The following is a 14,811-nucleotide window of genomic DNA, read 5'->3' as shown; positions in this document are numbered from 1 at the left end:
ATATGGTATACTAGTGAATGGTAGCGATACCCCTTTTATCAAGGGGATGTTACGGATTCGACAGGCATAGTTGAGCCTGAATTGCGCTTCGTAGGTTACGTCTACGTTAAAACGTTACAGTTAAATATAACTGCTAAAAACGAAAACTCTTACGCTTTAGCTGCCTAAAAACAGTTAGCGTAGATCCTCTCGGCATCGCCCATGTGCTCGAGTAAGGGTCCTATTCTAAGTGGGATACGTTTTATCTTTCCGTCTGTAAGATAAAAAAGAGATCATCAGACTAGCGATACAGACTGCCTGTCACTCGGCAAGCTGTAAAGCGAATCTACAAATGAGTTGACTATGAGCGTAGATTTTTAGGTAGCAATATGTTTGGACGCGGGTTCGACTCCCGCCATCTCCATTTTAAACTGTCAGTAAGTGACACTAAGAGCCAAAACCTTGATTTTACAGGGTTTTGGCTTTTTACTTGTGCCAGTATGTGACACTATTTGACTACCAATCTAAATAGTTTTTTCAAAAGCACGCAAAAAAAATCCCGCCACTCCGAAAAGTGGTGGGCTAGAAGTGATGCCGTCCGCTGGCGTGCTTCCTAAATCCTTCTGTGTCGCCTTCTCTGATTTCTATAGGATATAAAAACAAAGAGAACCTTAGAATAGTCACGTCGCTACAGTGTGATTACGATATTCTAAGTGTTCTCTTTTTTGCCTTAGCCTACTTTTCAAAAAGTTATTTTTTCGTGAGTCTGATAATTTCTGAAATATCGTCAATTTCTAATGCATTAGCGATTCTTTCAATATGTTGAAGGTAAACTTTCTCTCGTTTTCCATTTGCCAGCTTATTAATAATCGAAGGTTCAATATCCGATAAGCGTGCTAACTCTCTTAGAGAAATTCCTCGGCTTTTTACAAGCTCTTTTAAGCCTATTTCTATTCTTCTGTTCATGTGTTCCCCACCTTTTCTGCAAACAGATGTTGTTCCTAGAGACATCATATAGTAAAATAGGATTAAAAGTGGTGTCTATACAAACATCAATAAAATCAGAATGGAGGCGTTACGTTGAAAGAAATAGAAAAGATGGGTATTAAGACGAGTAATAAGCAGCCGGTAAAAGAAATTAGCTACCAGGACATATATGGTTTAGGAGATACTTTGGAGCAATTGAAATCTTGGCAAGAACCACTCGGTGTATTAGAAAAATTTTTCAGTGACAAAAAAAGACCCGTGAATAAGCAGAAAATCATCCGAGATTATCATGCCTGCTCCTTATTATTCCATGTTTTTCTCACAGACTTAGGTAGCTCCCTCGAAAAACTGGAACTCCAGATTGGTGATTTAAAGACTCGAAGAAAAGTTTAATACCAGAACGATAGGTTGAGCTCCTATCAAGGTATAGACTATCGTTCTCTTTGCTAATTGGTTTGATAATTGAAAATGTTTAACAGCTTATTCCCTTAGTTCTTCCCATTTGATATGATGAAAGCATCAAACGAAGGACGTGATTAGATGAAACTAACCTTACTGGCTCCCTCTTTTTCTGTCATCCAAGTAAAGAGTATTGATCCTTCGATACTGAAGATTGTTCCTCTTTTTTTTGCCCATACGTCAGAAGAACTTTCTTTGGTGTTACCAACTGCAAACGTTCCAGCTGAAACGCTAAACAGAGAAGATGGATGGAAAGCGATGAAAATAATTGGTGTGCTGGATTTTAGCTTGATTGGCATTATTGCAAAAATCTCTTCCCTTCTAGCCGAGGAGTCAATCAGTATTTTTGCTGTTTCTACCTTCAATACTGATTATATTTTAATCAAGGAGCATCAGGTAGAACAAGCTCGTACTGTTTTAACCGCCAATGATTATTCTTTTGTCAATTGAGAAAAAACTTTTTCTTCCTTACTACAAGTTACTCTCGATCGCTTTATGAAATACAAAAGAACGACTGAACCAAAGAAGTTCAGTCGTTCTTTTGTATTTCACTTGTCGTTGAAGAAAGATAAGAGTACTGGGTATCCCAAATAAAAGACTTCCCCAAGCTTTCATTTTCCCCAGTACTCTTCATTGCTCGTTGTTAAGATAATCATAATACAAAAATGATTTTTATTCAATAACTATGCTTTAAAAATAAACAAAATGCTATTTTGTGACAATTTATAGGGGTTTCACTTCATTTCTAGCTAATATTCCCTATATCTGTTTATATTCTAAATCGTTACGTGAAGCATCAGTTGATGAGATGCGATCCCTTCGATAGCGATCCTCCTTCTTTTAAAGTTTTGAATTTGAGGAAATTCAGCCTTGTCAATCTCGCGTTCCCATGCTAACATGATTATGCAAACGTTAACATTAAAATGCACACGTGAACATTAGTTTGAGGAGGATTTTTAATGGCAAAAATTACAGATGTACAAACAGCGTATTATCGGATACCTCTTCCGGAAATCATGGAAGATGCGAAGCACGGCTTACACACCCACTTTGAAGTGCCTATCGTCAAGATCGTTACTGATGAGGGACGTGAAGGTGTGGGCTATACGTATACTGGTGGCTTCGGTGGCGAATCGATTGCCAAACTGATCGACAAAGAACTAAAAGCAATCCTCTTAGGGAAAGATCCAGCATGTGTGGAGGCCTTGTGGGATCAGATGAACTGGGGCATTCACTATGTTGCCAGAGGCGGTTTAGCGAGTTTCGCCATTGCGGCTTGTGATATTGCCTTATGGGACTTACGCGCGAAAAAAGCACAAGAACCCCTCTACAAACTTTTAGGCGGCGCAAGTAACAAAGTCAAATGCTATGGTGGTGCGATCGATCTAAACTTTTCTCTTGAAAAACTCTTAGCCAATAATCAAAAATATTTAGACATGGGATTAAAAGCGGTCAAAATCAAATTGGGCCAAAAAACACTTGCCGAAGATATTGCTCGAATAAAAGCGGTCAGAGAATTGATTGGTCCCGATGTTGTCTTTATGGTGGATGCCAACATGAGCTGGTCTGTTGAAAAAGCGATCAAAGCCGCCAAACTGATGGCGCCTTATGACATTTTGTTTCTTGAAGAACCAACAATCCCCGAAGATTACGAAGGCTACGCTCGTATCGCTAAAGAAGGGCAAATTGCGGTCGCAGGCGGGGAAAACTTGCGCACCCCTATTGAGTTTGCTCATATGATCAAATATGGCAATGTCGATTTTCCACAACCCGACGCTTCCAATTGCGGTGGGATCACCGGATGGTTGAAAATTGCTGCCTTAACACAAACAAGTAACTTATCTGTTTCTACACATGGCATGCAGGAATTACACGTCAGTCTACTGGCGGCGATGCCTAATGCTGGGTATCTTGAAATGCACAGTTTTCCAATCGATCAATACACCACGAGACCATTAGTGATCGATCCATCCGATGGCCGTGCGATTGCACCAGAAGAACCAGGGATTGGTGTCATATTTGACTGGGAGAAACTTGCTCCTCATAAACAACCCTTTTAACTGAAAACCCACGATTATTTCCTTTAGGATTAGGAAATAATCGTGGGTTTTTATTACAGAATCAATGGCTTTTCTTCAAATGGAAGCCACCGTTCATCAATAAGGGAACGATACCAAGCGGCTGATTTTTTTAATGACCGGGTACGTTCTTCATTTAACTCAATTCGGACGAGACCATAGCGGTTCTTAAATGCATTCATAGGTGAAACACAATCGGTAAATGCCCAAAGCATATAGCCTTCGCAGTTGGCGCCTTCCTCGACGGCTTTTAGCAGCCAGTAAAGATGTTCGGTAATAAACTGAATCCGATAATCATCTTGGACTTGACCTGTGGCATCCATATACTGTTCTTCATTTTCCCGCCCCATACCATTTTCAGTGATCAGCCATGGAATATTGCCATAATTCTCTTTAAGATAATTAGCCATATCGTACATGACCTTCGGATAGATTTCCCAGCCACGAGAGTTATTCATTTGTTTTCCTGGCAAATCAAAGGTCTCATAAAACATTTCTGGATGAAATGGTGTATCCGAATGCCATTGATATCGTGGTGCCCGCACGCGTTTCGGGTAGTACTGATTGACCCCTAAGAAATCCACCGTATGGGTGCGGATCGTTTCCAAATCTTCTTCTGTCGGATCAAAGTAGATGCCATAGGTTTGGCAAAGTGTGATAAGTTCATTTGGATAATGCCCCTTGACCATTGGATCAAAAAAAATTCGATTGAAAAAGAGATCATACATTTTTTGCGCGTTTTGATCTTCTGGTGAGGAAGAGCGTGCGTAAACCATTTCCGGATTCAACACACAACCGATGCGCCCCTCGTAGCCTTTTTCATGATAGACAGCCACCGCTTGAGCGGACGCCAATACCTTGTGATAATTCCAAAGCATCCATTTTTTCGTATTTTGTTCATGGGGCCAGCGGATCGCATCGAGATAACAACGAGTCTGAATAACGATCGGCTCATTGAAGGTAAACCACTGTTTGACTCGATCACCGTAACGTTCGAAGGCGATCTCGGCATAACGGGTATACAGATCGACCACTTTCCGCGAGCTCCAGCCATCATAAGCATCCATCAAACTAGCTGGCAGTTCATAATGTTCCAAACAAAGCATCGGTTCGACCCCAGCCGCAAGCAATTGGTCAATAAGCTGATCGATATGAGCAGCATAGTCTTCATCAACGATCAGCTGTTCATGGTCGGTAAAGAAGCGCGCCCAGTTGATCGATGTTCGGTAATGGCTCAAATGAACCTCCTGCATCAGTTGAATATCCTCTGAAAACTTTTCCATAAAATTCGTCGCAACAGCCGGCCCGTAGCCATTATGCCAAACAAAGCGTTCTTCTTTGTACCAGCGGTCGAGATACGAATCTTGCCCTTCTTTCTTTCCTTGCCATCCTTCTGTCTGCCAAGCAGACGAAGCAGCTCCTAAAATAAATGTTTCAGGTATTTTTACCATTTTTTCAAAACTCCTTTATGCAACTTCATTGGTCGTACGATTCATTACCAAAACAAAAGGTAGATAGATCAAAATCGCCACGACAATACAGATAACTTGCGTGATCACAGCCCCGATATCCCCAGCAGTAGCTAGATAAGCATTGACGATCGGTGGCATCGGCCATGGGACCATTACCACCGCTTTAGCGGCAAAGCCTAGACTTGTCGCCACGTAACCCAATCGTTCCTGTTACTAACGGTGTCAAGATAAAGGGAATCGCCAAAATGGGATTCAGCATAATTGGCATTCCGAAGATCACTGGCTCATTGATATTGAAAATCCCAGGTGCTAATGACAATTTAGTGATTTGGCGCATATCCTCTCGTTTACCGACGATCAAAATCGCAATCAGCAAACCAATCGTCACGCCAGAGCCGCCCATACTCATATACATATCCCAAAACGGCATCGTAATGATATTGGGTACTTCTTTTCCAGCTTCAAAGGCTTCCGTGTTGACGGCAATCGCTGCCAACAACAATGGTTCTCGAATGGGTTTGACCATCTGGTTCCCATGAATCCCGATCACCCAAAAGACTTGTGCGATAAACATCAACAACAAGATGCCTGGTAAGCCTTGAACGATTCCTTCCAGTGGGCGTTGAACGACATTGTAGATGATATCGTAAGCATACATTCCTGTGAGCGCCTTGATAGCAAAACCAGCGGTGGCGATGATGGTCACGGTGAAAATCGTTGGAAACAATGCCGAAAAACTTGCCGAAACATTCCCTGGAACACTATCAGGCATCGTGATCTGCAGCCGTTTTTGTCTTCCTAGCCACGCATAAAGCTCGATGGAAACGATCGCAACGAACATGCCTAAAAATAGACCTTTCGTGTCCGTGTATTGCTTAGCCAGCACGTTTTCGGCAACCACCGTCGCATCTTCGTGCAAAAATTCAAAGATCATTGGATTAACAGAAAGATAAGACATCACGGCGATGATTCCTGGAAAGACCCCAGAAATCTTATTTAGTTTTGCTAGCTCAATCCCAATCAGAAACACTGCATAGATCGTTAAGAAACTCAATGTCACATAACTGACCGCAGATGAGATTGGTTTTAAACTTTCTAAAAAGCGCAGTACCTCGATTTGTGCCAATCCATTTTCAGCATCAAAAACCATTGCTGAAAATAATGTACCAAATGCCCCTGTAATGATTACTGGAATCAAAGCAGCAAAGGCATTTTTAATGACCATGATGTAGCGTAAATTGTTGATCCTGTTGGCAAATTTTCCCAAAACGTCAGCGAGTCGATCCATAAATCCTTGCATAAAACTCCCTCCTATACCCTATTCTTCAATTGATAGAAAACGATTACATTACAAATGTAATTCATTTCTTGAAGAATGTAAACGCAGGAAAAGCTTTTAAAACAGGGTATGTAAAGCTCCACGTTTACATACTTCGTTTTATCACTTATTATTATTTTGAGGTGAAGCAAATGGCGAACTACCATGACATCGCTGCCGATTTACGGAGCAAAATCAATCACGGGTTTTACGAAGAAGAGAAAAAATTGCCGAAGCAATCCGAACTGGCTGCGGATTATCAAACGAGCCGCGTGACGATTCAAAAAGCATTGAATATTTTACAAATGGAAGGCATTATTTACGGTAAAAAAGGCACGGGTACGTTTATCAGCGATTCCTATTCAACCTTCGATTACAACGCCAAGATCAATCGCGGGCTGACCAAGCGCATTGGAGAAACAGGAAAGATCACCAGCAAGATCATTTCTTTTGCCATTCTTTTTCCCGATGAGAAAGAACAAGAAAAACTAAACATTCGCAGTGACCAGCAAATTTATGATATCGTTCGTTTGCGTCTATTTGACGATATACCCGTTGTTTTAGAATATACCATCATGCCGCTTCATGTCATTCCTGGCATTACCGAAGAAGTCTTAACCTCTTCCGTCTATAGCTACATCACGAACCAACTCCACTCCTCGATTGGAACATCTGTCCGTCGTATCAAAGCGGATCGTGCAGACACCTACGACCAGCAATACTTAGCTTGTGCTGCCACCGATCCCATTTTAGAAGTGGAACAAACGGTTTACCTCGGCGATGGGACGCCTTTTGAATTTTCCCAATCACGGCACCGCTATGATATGGGGGATTTTATTGTTGTAAATAATTAATACGCTGCGGATCGAGTGCCTCTGATTGAGGGTCGATACGCAGCGTATTTTACTTAAAATACTGCTGATAGACTGTTTGACCAATTTCTCTTAGCCAACTGATCCCTCGGCCACTACCGGCTTTATCATAGGAAAATGCCGCAATGATGATCGTCGTTTCATTGGCTTGTAAATATGCTACATCGTGTTCGATGCGGTCAAGACGACCTGTCTTATTAAAAATGCGGCAAGAAGGCTGCGCAGTTTCAGCAAAATTCCCCGCTAATCCATCTTGAAATTGCTGCTGATTTAAAGGTGAAAATCCTAGTGCAGCTTCTTCTCGTTCCACACACCTTAGTAGCAGTTTGGCAGCCACCGAGGGTGTCAAGCGGTTCTCTTTGTCTTTGATCGGTCGCATCATATACCGTTCAAATTGGATCTCCGGCTCCTGAATCCATGCCTGAAGCGTGGGCAACCCTACTAAGTCCAATAGTACATTGGTCGCAGTATTATCAGATACGGCGATCATTGCCGTGAGAAGTTCACTGATGGTCCAACCTTTCTTCTGAGGAAAAAGACGGATCACCCCAGCACCCCCTGTCAGATCAACAGGGTTCACACAAATTACCTGTTGGGGATCGATCTTTTTTTCGATGATTTGTTCAAGATAATACGCGTACAAAACAAGCTTACTAATACTCGCTGCCGAAAACGACTTTTGACCCTGATAGTCAACAAGACATTCCGTTGGCGTACCGATCCATACCCCCATTTCCAACGTTGCCTGGTAGTTTTTTAGAATAGGATCAATTGCTACACGCAAGTCATCTTTTCCCATCAAATGCCCCTTTCCTTACGATCATGAAAAGAATGTTCATGAGTATTCCTGTGATTCATTCGGCTGGTTTTGCCAATAACGCGCCACAACTGCGAGTTCTGGTTCATAATTAGAGCCAGTGATTTTGGTTTTCATGACCCGTGACCCAGGTGTTCTTGAATGAATCATTTCGTCATCCCCCAAATATAGACCGACATGATGGACTTCGCCTTTTCCTTCTTCATAAGCAAACAACAGCAGATCCCCTGGTTGTGCCTGACTGTAAGGTACGATGTTTGCTTGTTGTGCTTGCTCGATCGTATCTCGGGGGATTAAAATACCATGAAGTCGATGCAGCGAATACATGAATCCAGAACAGTCAAAGCCACTGCCGCTAATGCCTGCCCAGACATAGGGCTGGTTTATAAATTGTTCTGCCAAGGCTATTATTTTTTCTGGGAGCTTTGCCCATGTGTCCGATAGGACGTGAGCAAAAGCTTTAGCGATCGTTGCTGGTCCATTAGGCGTAGCCACTTGATAGGAATCTGCGGTTTCCCCAACAAGTGGTAAAACTGTTCCAAAAGAAACGAGTCGTGTGGTCGAGTCAAAAACAAGCACGGCTTCTTTTACAATCACACCAATCCTTCTTTTAGCTATTGCATAGTCTGGTGGCAATGGCTTCAATACCTCGTTCGGCAGATAACCAAGATACCCGAGTGGGTGTTTATTGCTTATTTGATCCAAGACGATCACATGGGACCAACCATCCGTTTGGGCGATGACTTCTACAATCGTCCCATATAATACTTCGGAGTCCACTAAGCTTTCCTGATAAAGCCGCATCGTATCTTCATCAGTCAAAAAAGTGTGCAGTGCTTCTAAAGGAAATGCTTTGATTTTTGCTAGTACTTTGTTTTCTTTGGGTTCCTTCCATAAGAAGGAAGAGCTAGCCTGAACAATTTGTTTCATCTTTGCTCCTCTCATAACTGTTTATTCGTTGATTCCTAGTCCGATGCGTTCGGTGACGCTCAAGCTTCCTGGACGCTGAAGAATCCCTTGCATTTCAGGGGAAGTCGTTTGGGTCTCCCACATAAAAGGAACATCCAGATCATAAAATTGGACATCCGCCATCCCCAAGGCAAAATGGGCGGCTGCAGCCATTCCCCCATACCCTTCAATCATCGAACCGACCATCACCGGCATTTGATGCTCTTTTGCCAATTGATAAATTTTTTGTCCCTCTTTGATCCCGCCGCTTTTCATCAATTTAATGTTCATATAATCGCAGCAGTTTTCAGCAATCAAACGTTTGGCATCCTCATAGGAAAAAAGACTTTCATCGGCCATGATTGGAATCGTCGTACGAGCAGTCACATAGCTGAGTCCAGCAAAATCATGGGCTTTTACTGGCTGTTCAACAAACTCGATCGGAATGTCTTGCCATTGGTCTAAAATCTGCACCGCTTCTTCTTTGGTCCAGCCTTGATTGGCATCAATTCGAAAGGGGATCTTTCCTGCCAAGCGTTCATTGATGCAGCGAATTTTCGCAACCTCCTCTTCGATCGCGCCTACTCCTAGTTTGATTTTCAAGGAGCGAAATCCCGCCTGGACTTTCGCTTGCGCATCCTGCAGCATCTGCTCCTGTGAACCAACACTGATCGTATAGTCGGTTGTCAGTGTATTGGCAGAACCACCTAAATAGCGGTAAAGCGGTAAGTTAGCTACTTTAGCCAGTGCATCGTGCAACGCGATATCAATCGCCGCTTTAGGGCTCGTATGATGCTGGATCAACGCATGAAGCTCATCCATTACCAGCAATTGGGCATCTACCTTTCTACCTAACAGGAAAGGGGCAAAAACAGTTTCGATATCTGTTAAAATACTTTCTTTTGTATCACCGGTGATCACTTCGGTAGGTGCTGCTTCTCCGATGCCAACGATCCCATTGTCAAAAGAAAGCAGCACTCGAATCACTTCGACGGCGTGCACTTCTCTGAGCGCCGTTTTAAACGGTGCATTCAGCTGGATCGGAATTAGCTTCGTTTCAACTGCTGTGATTTTCATTCGTGTTCCTCCCAAAAGGAAAAGCCGTTCTTATCTAGCTGGAATGAATGATTCCTCTTCACTGCTAGATAAAGAACGGCTTTATTCCTTGCTCTAGTTGCTGAACGCTTGGCGTTCCTCTTTTCTGCAGTACTGTTTGACTACGTCAGTCGGTAGATGTATGAAAGAATTGTTTTTTTTACTTATTCTTCGACAAACACATTTTTATAATCATAGGCAGCACCGACACTATGAACGATGAGGCCTTTGATCTTAGGCGACCGCAGATGTGCTTCTGCACTTTGGAAAAGCGGTATAACGCCCAAATCTTCATTTAAGATTTTTTCTGCTTCCACCATATTTTCCCAACGGGCTTCTGGGTCGTTGGCATTTTCATTGGAGGCTTGTTCGATCAATTGGTCGTATTCATCATTTAGCCATTTCCCACGATTGTAGGAACTGTCTTTTTTGAACAATTCCAAAAAGTTGATTGGATCTGCATAGTCCCCGATCCAATTGTTCATGACCATCTCAAAATCGCCGCTATTGGAACGATCCAAACGAACAGAAAAAGGAACGTTTGTGACTTCGACAGTCAATCCATCCAGTGTTTGCTGCAAGGTTCCTTGAATGTATTCCGCCATTTTTTTCGATTGGTCGGTATCTGAGGTCAGCAGTTCAAAAGACAATGTATCGATACCCAGTTCTGCCTTGGCCTTTTCCCAATACTCTTGGGCTTTTTCTTCGTCAAAGGCTAACGTGGTTGCCGCATCCTCAACAAAGTCAGCTTTTGTCTCTGGATTAAACGCTAGGTCAGAAGGAACAAAACCGACAGCCGGTAATGAGCCGTTGCCTAAAATATTCTCAACGATTTGTTGCCGATTCATGCTATAAGAAATGGCTTGCCGCAAATTTGCATTTCGAAAAGGCGAATCTTCTGGTGCTTGATTCATTTCTAAATACTGAGTGGTTGCACTAGGCTGAACAATGTAATCAGGATGATTCACATTCTGCATCGCCAATTCACCGCTTAGAATAATGTCATCGGCTTGTCCGCTTTCGTACAAGTTATAAGCAGTCGATGAGTCTTTCACGACATCGAAATTAACTGTTTCAAGTTTGACTGAATCGGCATCCCAATAATCCGGATTTTTTTCCAATGACCACTGGATATCGGTGCCTGGGCCAGCATAATTGGTCAATAGGAATGGTCCATTGTACGCCGCGTTTTCACTTGTTAAGGCGTATTGATCACCAAATTCCTCCACGACACGTTCGTTTTGTGGGAAGAAGGTTGGAAAAGCCAGTAAAGATAAAAAGTAAGGTGTTGGTTTTTCTAACGTGATTTTCAACTCATGATCATTGACTGCTTCGATCCCTAACTCGCTTTTATCTAGCGTCCCATCTGAAATAGCGGCAGCGTTTTTAACGGGTGCCAGCATATAGGCATAATTGGAAGCAGTGGCTGGATCAACGGTTCGCTGCCAACTAAAAACATAATCAGCCGCAGTAACTGAATCGCCATTGGACCATTTTGCCTCTTCCCGCAGTGAAATGGTGTAGGTCAGCCCATCTTCACTGACTTCAGCTTCTTCACTTGCCCCGGCAATCACTGGAACATTGTTCTCATCCAAGCGATAAAGGCCTTCATAAGCATTGTTCAGAGTAATAAAGCTATAAGAGTCGGTTGCTAAAGAAATATCGGCACTGCCCATCTCCGCCGAAAATTGCACATTGATCACTTGCTCTGCGGAAGAAGCTGCTGATGAATCCGTCTCGTTTTCTTGATTGCCATTTTGACAAGCTGCTAAAAAAAAGCTGCTTAGTAACACAAGCGATACTGCATATTTGCTGCGTTTCCCCATTTCTACTCATCCCCTTCTAACATTCAGATAATTCAAAAAATTCTGTTTGTTGTACCGAGTTTACCGCATGTTTATGCAGCCTGTCAATTTAACACGACCAAAAAATGTAAGAGGTTACATAGTTGTGTCAGAAGTTCTCTTCTGAATGTTAAAATTAGAAAAGAGCGACTTTATGCTAAATATCGTTGAAAGGAGTAGTTCCAAGAAACCATACAAAAAAGTTCTGATCTCCTAGCGATCAGAACTTTGGCTACTCTCTTATACATCATTTCGAAGAAAAATGGATAAAAAAAACTTCCACTATTTTCCTAACATTTCTTTCCTAACATTTCAAAAAAAGACGCAAATTTCGTCTTCATAGCGCTTTCTCAGAACCTTCCCACTTTTTTGCCTTTCAACTCAAGGAACAAAAGAAATCTCCTCAGAAAGCAAAAAAAACGTATCTATTTTAAAATGGGAGTGGTACACTAAACAAACGAAGAGTACTGCACGTGAGAAAAGAAAGACTTCCCCAAGTATCCATTTTCTCCAATACTCTTCGGACTCTTCAGTACGTATATTAATTATACGTACTTTTTTCATTTGTTCAAGGCTTTTGAGGGATTTAATCAAAAAATAACTATCGATAAAAAGCTTACAAGATTCCACAGCTAATTGACAATCATTCTCAATTATCGCTATACTAAATGAAATCATTCACAGTCAAAGGAGGAATTTCATGTATATCCGTACCGTTGCGTTTGAAGTCATTCCAGAAGGCAAAGACATCTTTCTTGCTAAAATGAAAAAAGATTCCGCCTCAATGAAAACATTTGCTGGCTGTCACTCTGCTGAAGCTTGGTTTTCAGAATCAAAAGACAGCCTCGTTTTCCAGTTGGTGTCAAAATGGACTGAGAAAAAAGCCTTTCAAGCTTGGTTAAAACGTCCTGAACATTTGCAAAAGCACCGAGAGGCGTATCGAGCAGAAAAAGAAGGAACTGCAAAACCGAAACTTGTTTTGTCCAAGACCGGTCAAGAATTTGTCTTGATCAATGAAGAGGCTACTCCTAGTTAAACTATAAGAGCGATCCACCAAAGCAGATTGATTTAGCTATGGTGGATCGCTTTCTTGTTCAGTGCCTCTCTTTTCTACTCCACCGTTCGCTCGTTCAAGGTTCTTCCTTGCTGATCTTTTAATTGTAGCCAACCATTGGTGCCCCCATAGTAAAGAAACATTCCTACCTCGTTGACACTTTTTAATACAACGTCTTCAATCGTGTGTCCCTCTTTGATCGCCGCTTGGTTTTCTTGCCGAATTTTTTCCGCTAAACGAGCAGAAAAACCAACCGATCCGTCTTTATTCAAGGGAATCTCTTGACTCAAAATTGCGCCTTTTTCAATTCGAACCTCGTTGCGTTTTTGCCAATAGACCCTTGCTTTACTTCCTTGATAGTCAACCATGAAGGGTTCATCTTGTAACTCTTTTGACCATTTGTGTCTCGGTTTGCCCCCTTTTTTTGCCTCTTTTGTCGTCTTTTTGCTCGTAGATCCATAGCCAAGAAAATCGATAAAACGATCAAATGGTTTTGCGCTAGCAGCAATGGTTTGCTGCAACTCTTGTGGGATGCCGATGGATGCTTTGGACCCACTAGTTAACTGATATTGTTCTTGATAATAGGCTGCTAAATAAGGAGCCATGATCTCCCAAGATGGTGTGAGGATCATCAAGCGGTCGTATTCTAGCTTGTCGTCAAAGGCTTTATCGTCTGCTACTGAGAAAATTTGGCCGTCTTTGATAAAAAATAGCACAGTATTTTCTTTGACTTGTGCTAGACTTCCCTTAACAATTTGCAGTTGGCCTGCTTCATTCGGCCATTCAAAAAGCAACTGCTGCTCCTCAACGATCGTCTTTTTTAGTTCCATCCTAATCCCTGCTTTCTGTTGTTTTCTCGCCTATTATAGCACTTCTTTTGCTAGATACCTGAGTTTAAGAATCAAAAAAGAGACTGCTTCTGAGAAACAGTCTTTTTTTAAGGGAATTGGTTTACATGCATGGTTTCATTTTATTTTGATTGGTTGATTACCAATGGATCAGCTAAAAAAGCACTCAACTAGCGCTGGTTGATAGATCTCATTGTATTTTGCAACTACTCGTCCGCAACGTTCTTCGATGTCTTCATGATCGATCCCATCGTAGCGGATCACATTTAATACGACACATCGTTCCATTTTTCTGACCACTTCACCAATCACGCGGCTTTGTAAGCCGACTGGTTTACATTCATATGCTTTACCTAATACAATTGTTTCTGCTTCCATAATTCTCTCCTTAAAAACTCATTTTTCTAATTGTATTATCATATTATCATCTAATTTTAATTAAATAAAGTAATATGCCCGACATTTTTAAATAATAACTAAAAAAAGCGTTCATTATTCAATGAACGCCCCACTTAAAAACATTATGTTGTTTTATAATTAAAATTAAAAAACAAGTACTTTATTGACGACTTGCTACCAATAAAGCAGCAAATTCTTCCAGATATTTCTGATCGATCGCATCATAGCTGTTCGTTTTTCCACTATCGATATCCAGCACTCCAAGCAACTGATCATCAACCACCATGGGAACTACGATTTCAGACATCGCTGCTGAGTCACAAGAAATATAATTTTCATGTTCTTTGACATTGGGTACGATCAATGTGGTTTTTTTCTCTGCTGATTCCCCACAAACCCCTTTGCCTAATGTGATTCTAGTGCAAGAGACTCTTCCTTGGAATGGACCTAAGATCAGTTCGCCTTCTTCAAACAAATAATAGCCGGCAAACACTGTATCTTCCAATGTTTCATTCAGTAAAGCAGAAGAGTTGGCTAGGTTGGCGATCCAATTACTCTCCGCTTCTAGCAACCCTTTTAATTGCAGAAGCATCAATTCATACGCTTCGATTTTTTTATTCATTTTATCACCTCTGTCCTTG

Annotated in this window: 14 protein-coding genes, 1 other RNA gene and 1 pseudogene; 6 read left to right on the top strand and 10 right to left on the bottom strand. The window is 41.8% G+C overall.

What is annotated here, in order from left to right; translation table 11 throughout:
- Window positions 1–42: 42 nt before the first annotated feature.
- Window positions 43–406, top strand: a transfer-messenger RNA (tmRNA) gene (gene ssrA / locus IGJ01_RS04945).
- Between the two features lie 323 nt (window positions 407–729).
- Here the strand turns inward: ssrA and IGJ01_RS04940 are convergent.
- The gene (locus IGJ01_RS04940; RefSeq protein ID WP_034872498.1) at window positions 730–945 is read right to left on the bottom strand and encodes a helix-turn-helix domain-containing protein; all 216 of its coding nucleotides are present in this window, start codon (window positions 943–945) and stop codon (window positions 730–732) included.
- 114 nt (window positions 946–1,059) lie between these two features.
- Here IGJ01_RS04940 and IGJ01_RS04935 point away from each other — a divergent pair, with 114 nt between their 5' ends.
- From IGJ01_RS04935 to IGJ01_RS04925, 3 genes are all read left to right on the top strand, one after another.
- Complete coding sequence (locus tag IGJ01_RS04935) at window positions 1,060–1,359, top strand: hypothetical protein (protein ID WP_016613909.1); 300 nt, start codon at window positions 1,060–1,062, stop codon at window positions 1,357–1,359.
- Between the two features lie 147 nt (window positions 1,360–1,506).
- Window positions 1,507–1,875, top strand: coding sequence for an ACT domain-containing protein (locus IGJ01_RS04930; RefSeq protein ID WP_005237205.1), 369 nt, complete (start codon window positions 1,507–1,509; stop codon window positions 1,873–1,875).
- A gap of 509 nt (window positions 1,876–2,384) precedes the next feature.
- Window positions 2,385–3,485, top strand: coding sequence for a mandelate racemase/muconate lactonizing enzyme family protein (locus IGJ01_RS04925; protein ID WP_005237206.1), 1,101 nt, complete (start codon window positions 2,385–2,387; stop codon window positions 3,483–3,485).
- A gap of 53 nt (window positions 3,486–3,538) precedes the next feature.
- Here IGJ01_RS04925 and IGJ01_RS04920 read toward each other — a convergent pair whose 3' ends face one another.
- Together IGJ01_RS04920 and IGJ01_RS04915 are read right to left on the bottom strand one after the other, a co-directional pair.
- Complete coding sequence (locus tag IGJ01_RS04920; protein WP_430601492.1) at window positions 3,539–4,954, bottom strand: glycoside hydrolase family 1 protein; 1,416 nt, start codon at window positions 4,952–4,954, stop codon at window positions 3,539–3,541.
- 15 nt (window positions 4,955–4,969) lie between these two features.
- Window positions 4,970–6,275: pseudogene (locus IGJ01_RS04915) on the bottom strand (PTS sugar transporter subunit IIC).
- Between the two features lie 170 nt (window positions 6,276–6,445).
- On the opposite strand from IGJ01_RS04915, the gene IGJ01_RS04910 reads away from it, so the two are divergent.
- Window positions 6,446–7,147 (top strand): GntR family transcriptional regulator, encoded by a 702-nt coding sequence (locus IGJ01_RS04910; RefSeq protein ID WP_430601491.1) that lies wholly within the window; start codon window positions 6,446–6,448, stop codon window positions 7,145–7,147.
- Between the two features lie 49 nt (window positions 7,148–7,196).
- Here IGJ01_RS04910 and IGJ01_RS04905 read toward each other — a convergent pair whose 3' ends face one another.
- From IGJ01_RS04905 to IGJ01_RS04890, 4 genes are all read right to left on the bottom strand, one after another.
- Complete coding sequence (locus tag IGJ01_RS04905) at window positions 7,197–7,964, bottom strand: serine hydrolase (protein WP_086299221.1); 768 nt, start codon at window positions 7,962–7,964, stop codon at window positions 7,197–7,199.
- Window positions 7,965–8,000: 36 nt separating this feature from the next.
- Window positions 8,001–8,912: a C40 family peptidase gene (locus tag IGJ01_RS04900; protein ID WP_176285399.1), complete on the bottom strand. Its 912-nt coding sequence runs from the start codon at window positions 8,910–8,912 to the stop codon at window positions 8,001–8,003.
- 21 nt (window positions 8,913–8,933) lie between these two features.
- Window positions 8,934–10,007, bottom strand: coding sequence for a dipeptide epimerase (locus IGJ01_RS04895; RefSeq protein WP_430601490.1), 1,074 nt, complete (start codon window positions 10,005–10,007; stop codon window positions 8,934–8,936).
- A 182-nt stretch (window positions 10,008–10,189) separates the two neighbouring features.
- Window positions 10,190–11,851, bottom strand: a complete 1,662-nt coding sequence (locus IGJ01_RS04890; RefSeq protein ID WP_430601489.1) for a peptide ABC transporter substrate-binding protein — start codon at window positions 11,849–11,851, stop codon at window positions 10,190–10,192.
- 718 nt (window positions 11,852–12,569) lie between these two features.
- Between IGJ01_RS04890 and IGJ01_RS04885 the strand changes: the two genes are divergently transcribed.
- Entirely contained in the window at window positions 12,570–12,905 is a 336-nt protein-coding gene (locus tag IGJ01_RS04885) for an antibiotic biosynthesis monooxygenase family protein (protein ID WP_244733302.1), read from the top strand.
- A gap of 74 nt (window positions 12,906–12,979) precedes the next feature.
- Here IGJ01_RS04885 and IGJ01_RS04880 read toward each other — a convergent pair whose 3' ends face one another.
- From IGJ01_RS04880 to IGJ01_RS04870, 3 genes are all read right to left on the bottom strand, one after another.
- Complete coding sequence (locus tag IGJ01_RS04880) at window positions 12,980–13,753, bottom strand: hypothetical protein (RefSeq protein WP_086332132.1); 774 nt, start codon at window positions 13,751–13,753, stop codon at window positions 12,980–12,982.
- 168 nt (window positions 13,754–13,921) lie between these two features.
- On the bottom strand, window positions 13,922–14,149 hold the full coding sequence (locus IGJ01_RS04875) for a hypothetical protein (RefSeq protein ID WP_005237217.1): 228 nt from the start codon (window positions 14,147–14,149) through the stop codon (window positions 13,922–13,924).
- A 181-nt stretch (window positions 14,150–14,330) separates the two neighbouring features.
- Entirely contained in the window at window positions 14,331–14,792 is a 462-nt protein-coding gene (locus tag IGJ01_RS04870) for a GAF domain-containing protein (protein WP_008377623.1), read from the bottom strand.
- Between the last annotated feature and the right edge of the window lie 19 nt (window positions 14,793–14,811).

Source organism: Enterococcus sp. AZ089, from assembly GCF_050547225.1.
GTDB lineage: Bacteria > Bacillota > Bacilli > Lactobacillales > Enterococcaceae > Enterococcus_D > Enterococcus_D entomosocium.
The sequence above is the reverse complement of the archived record's forward strand: the minus strand, read 5'-3'. Positions and strand labels throughout refer to the sequence as shown.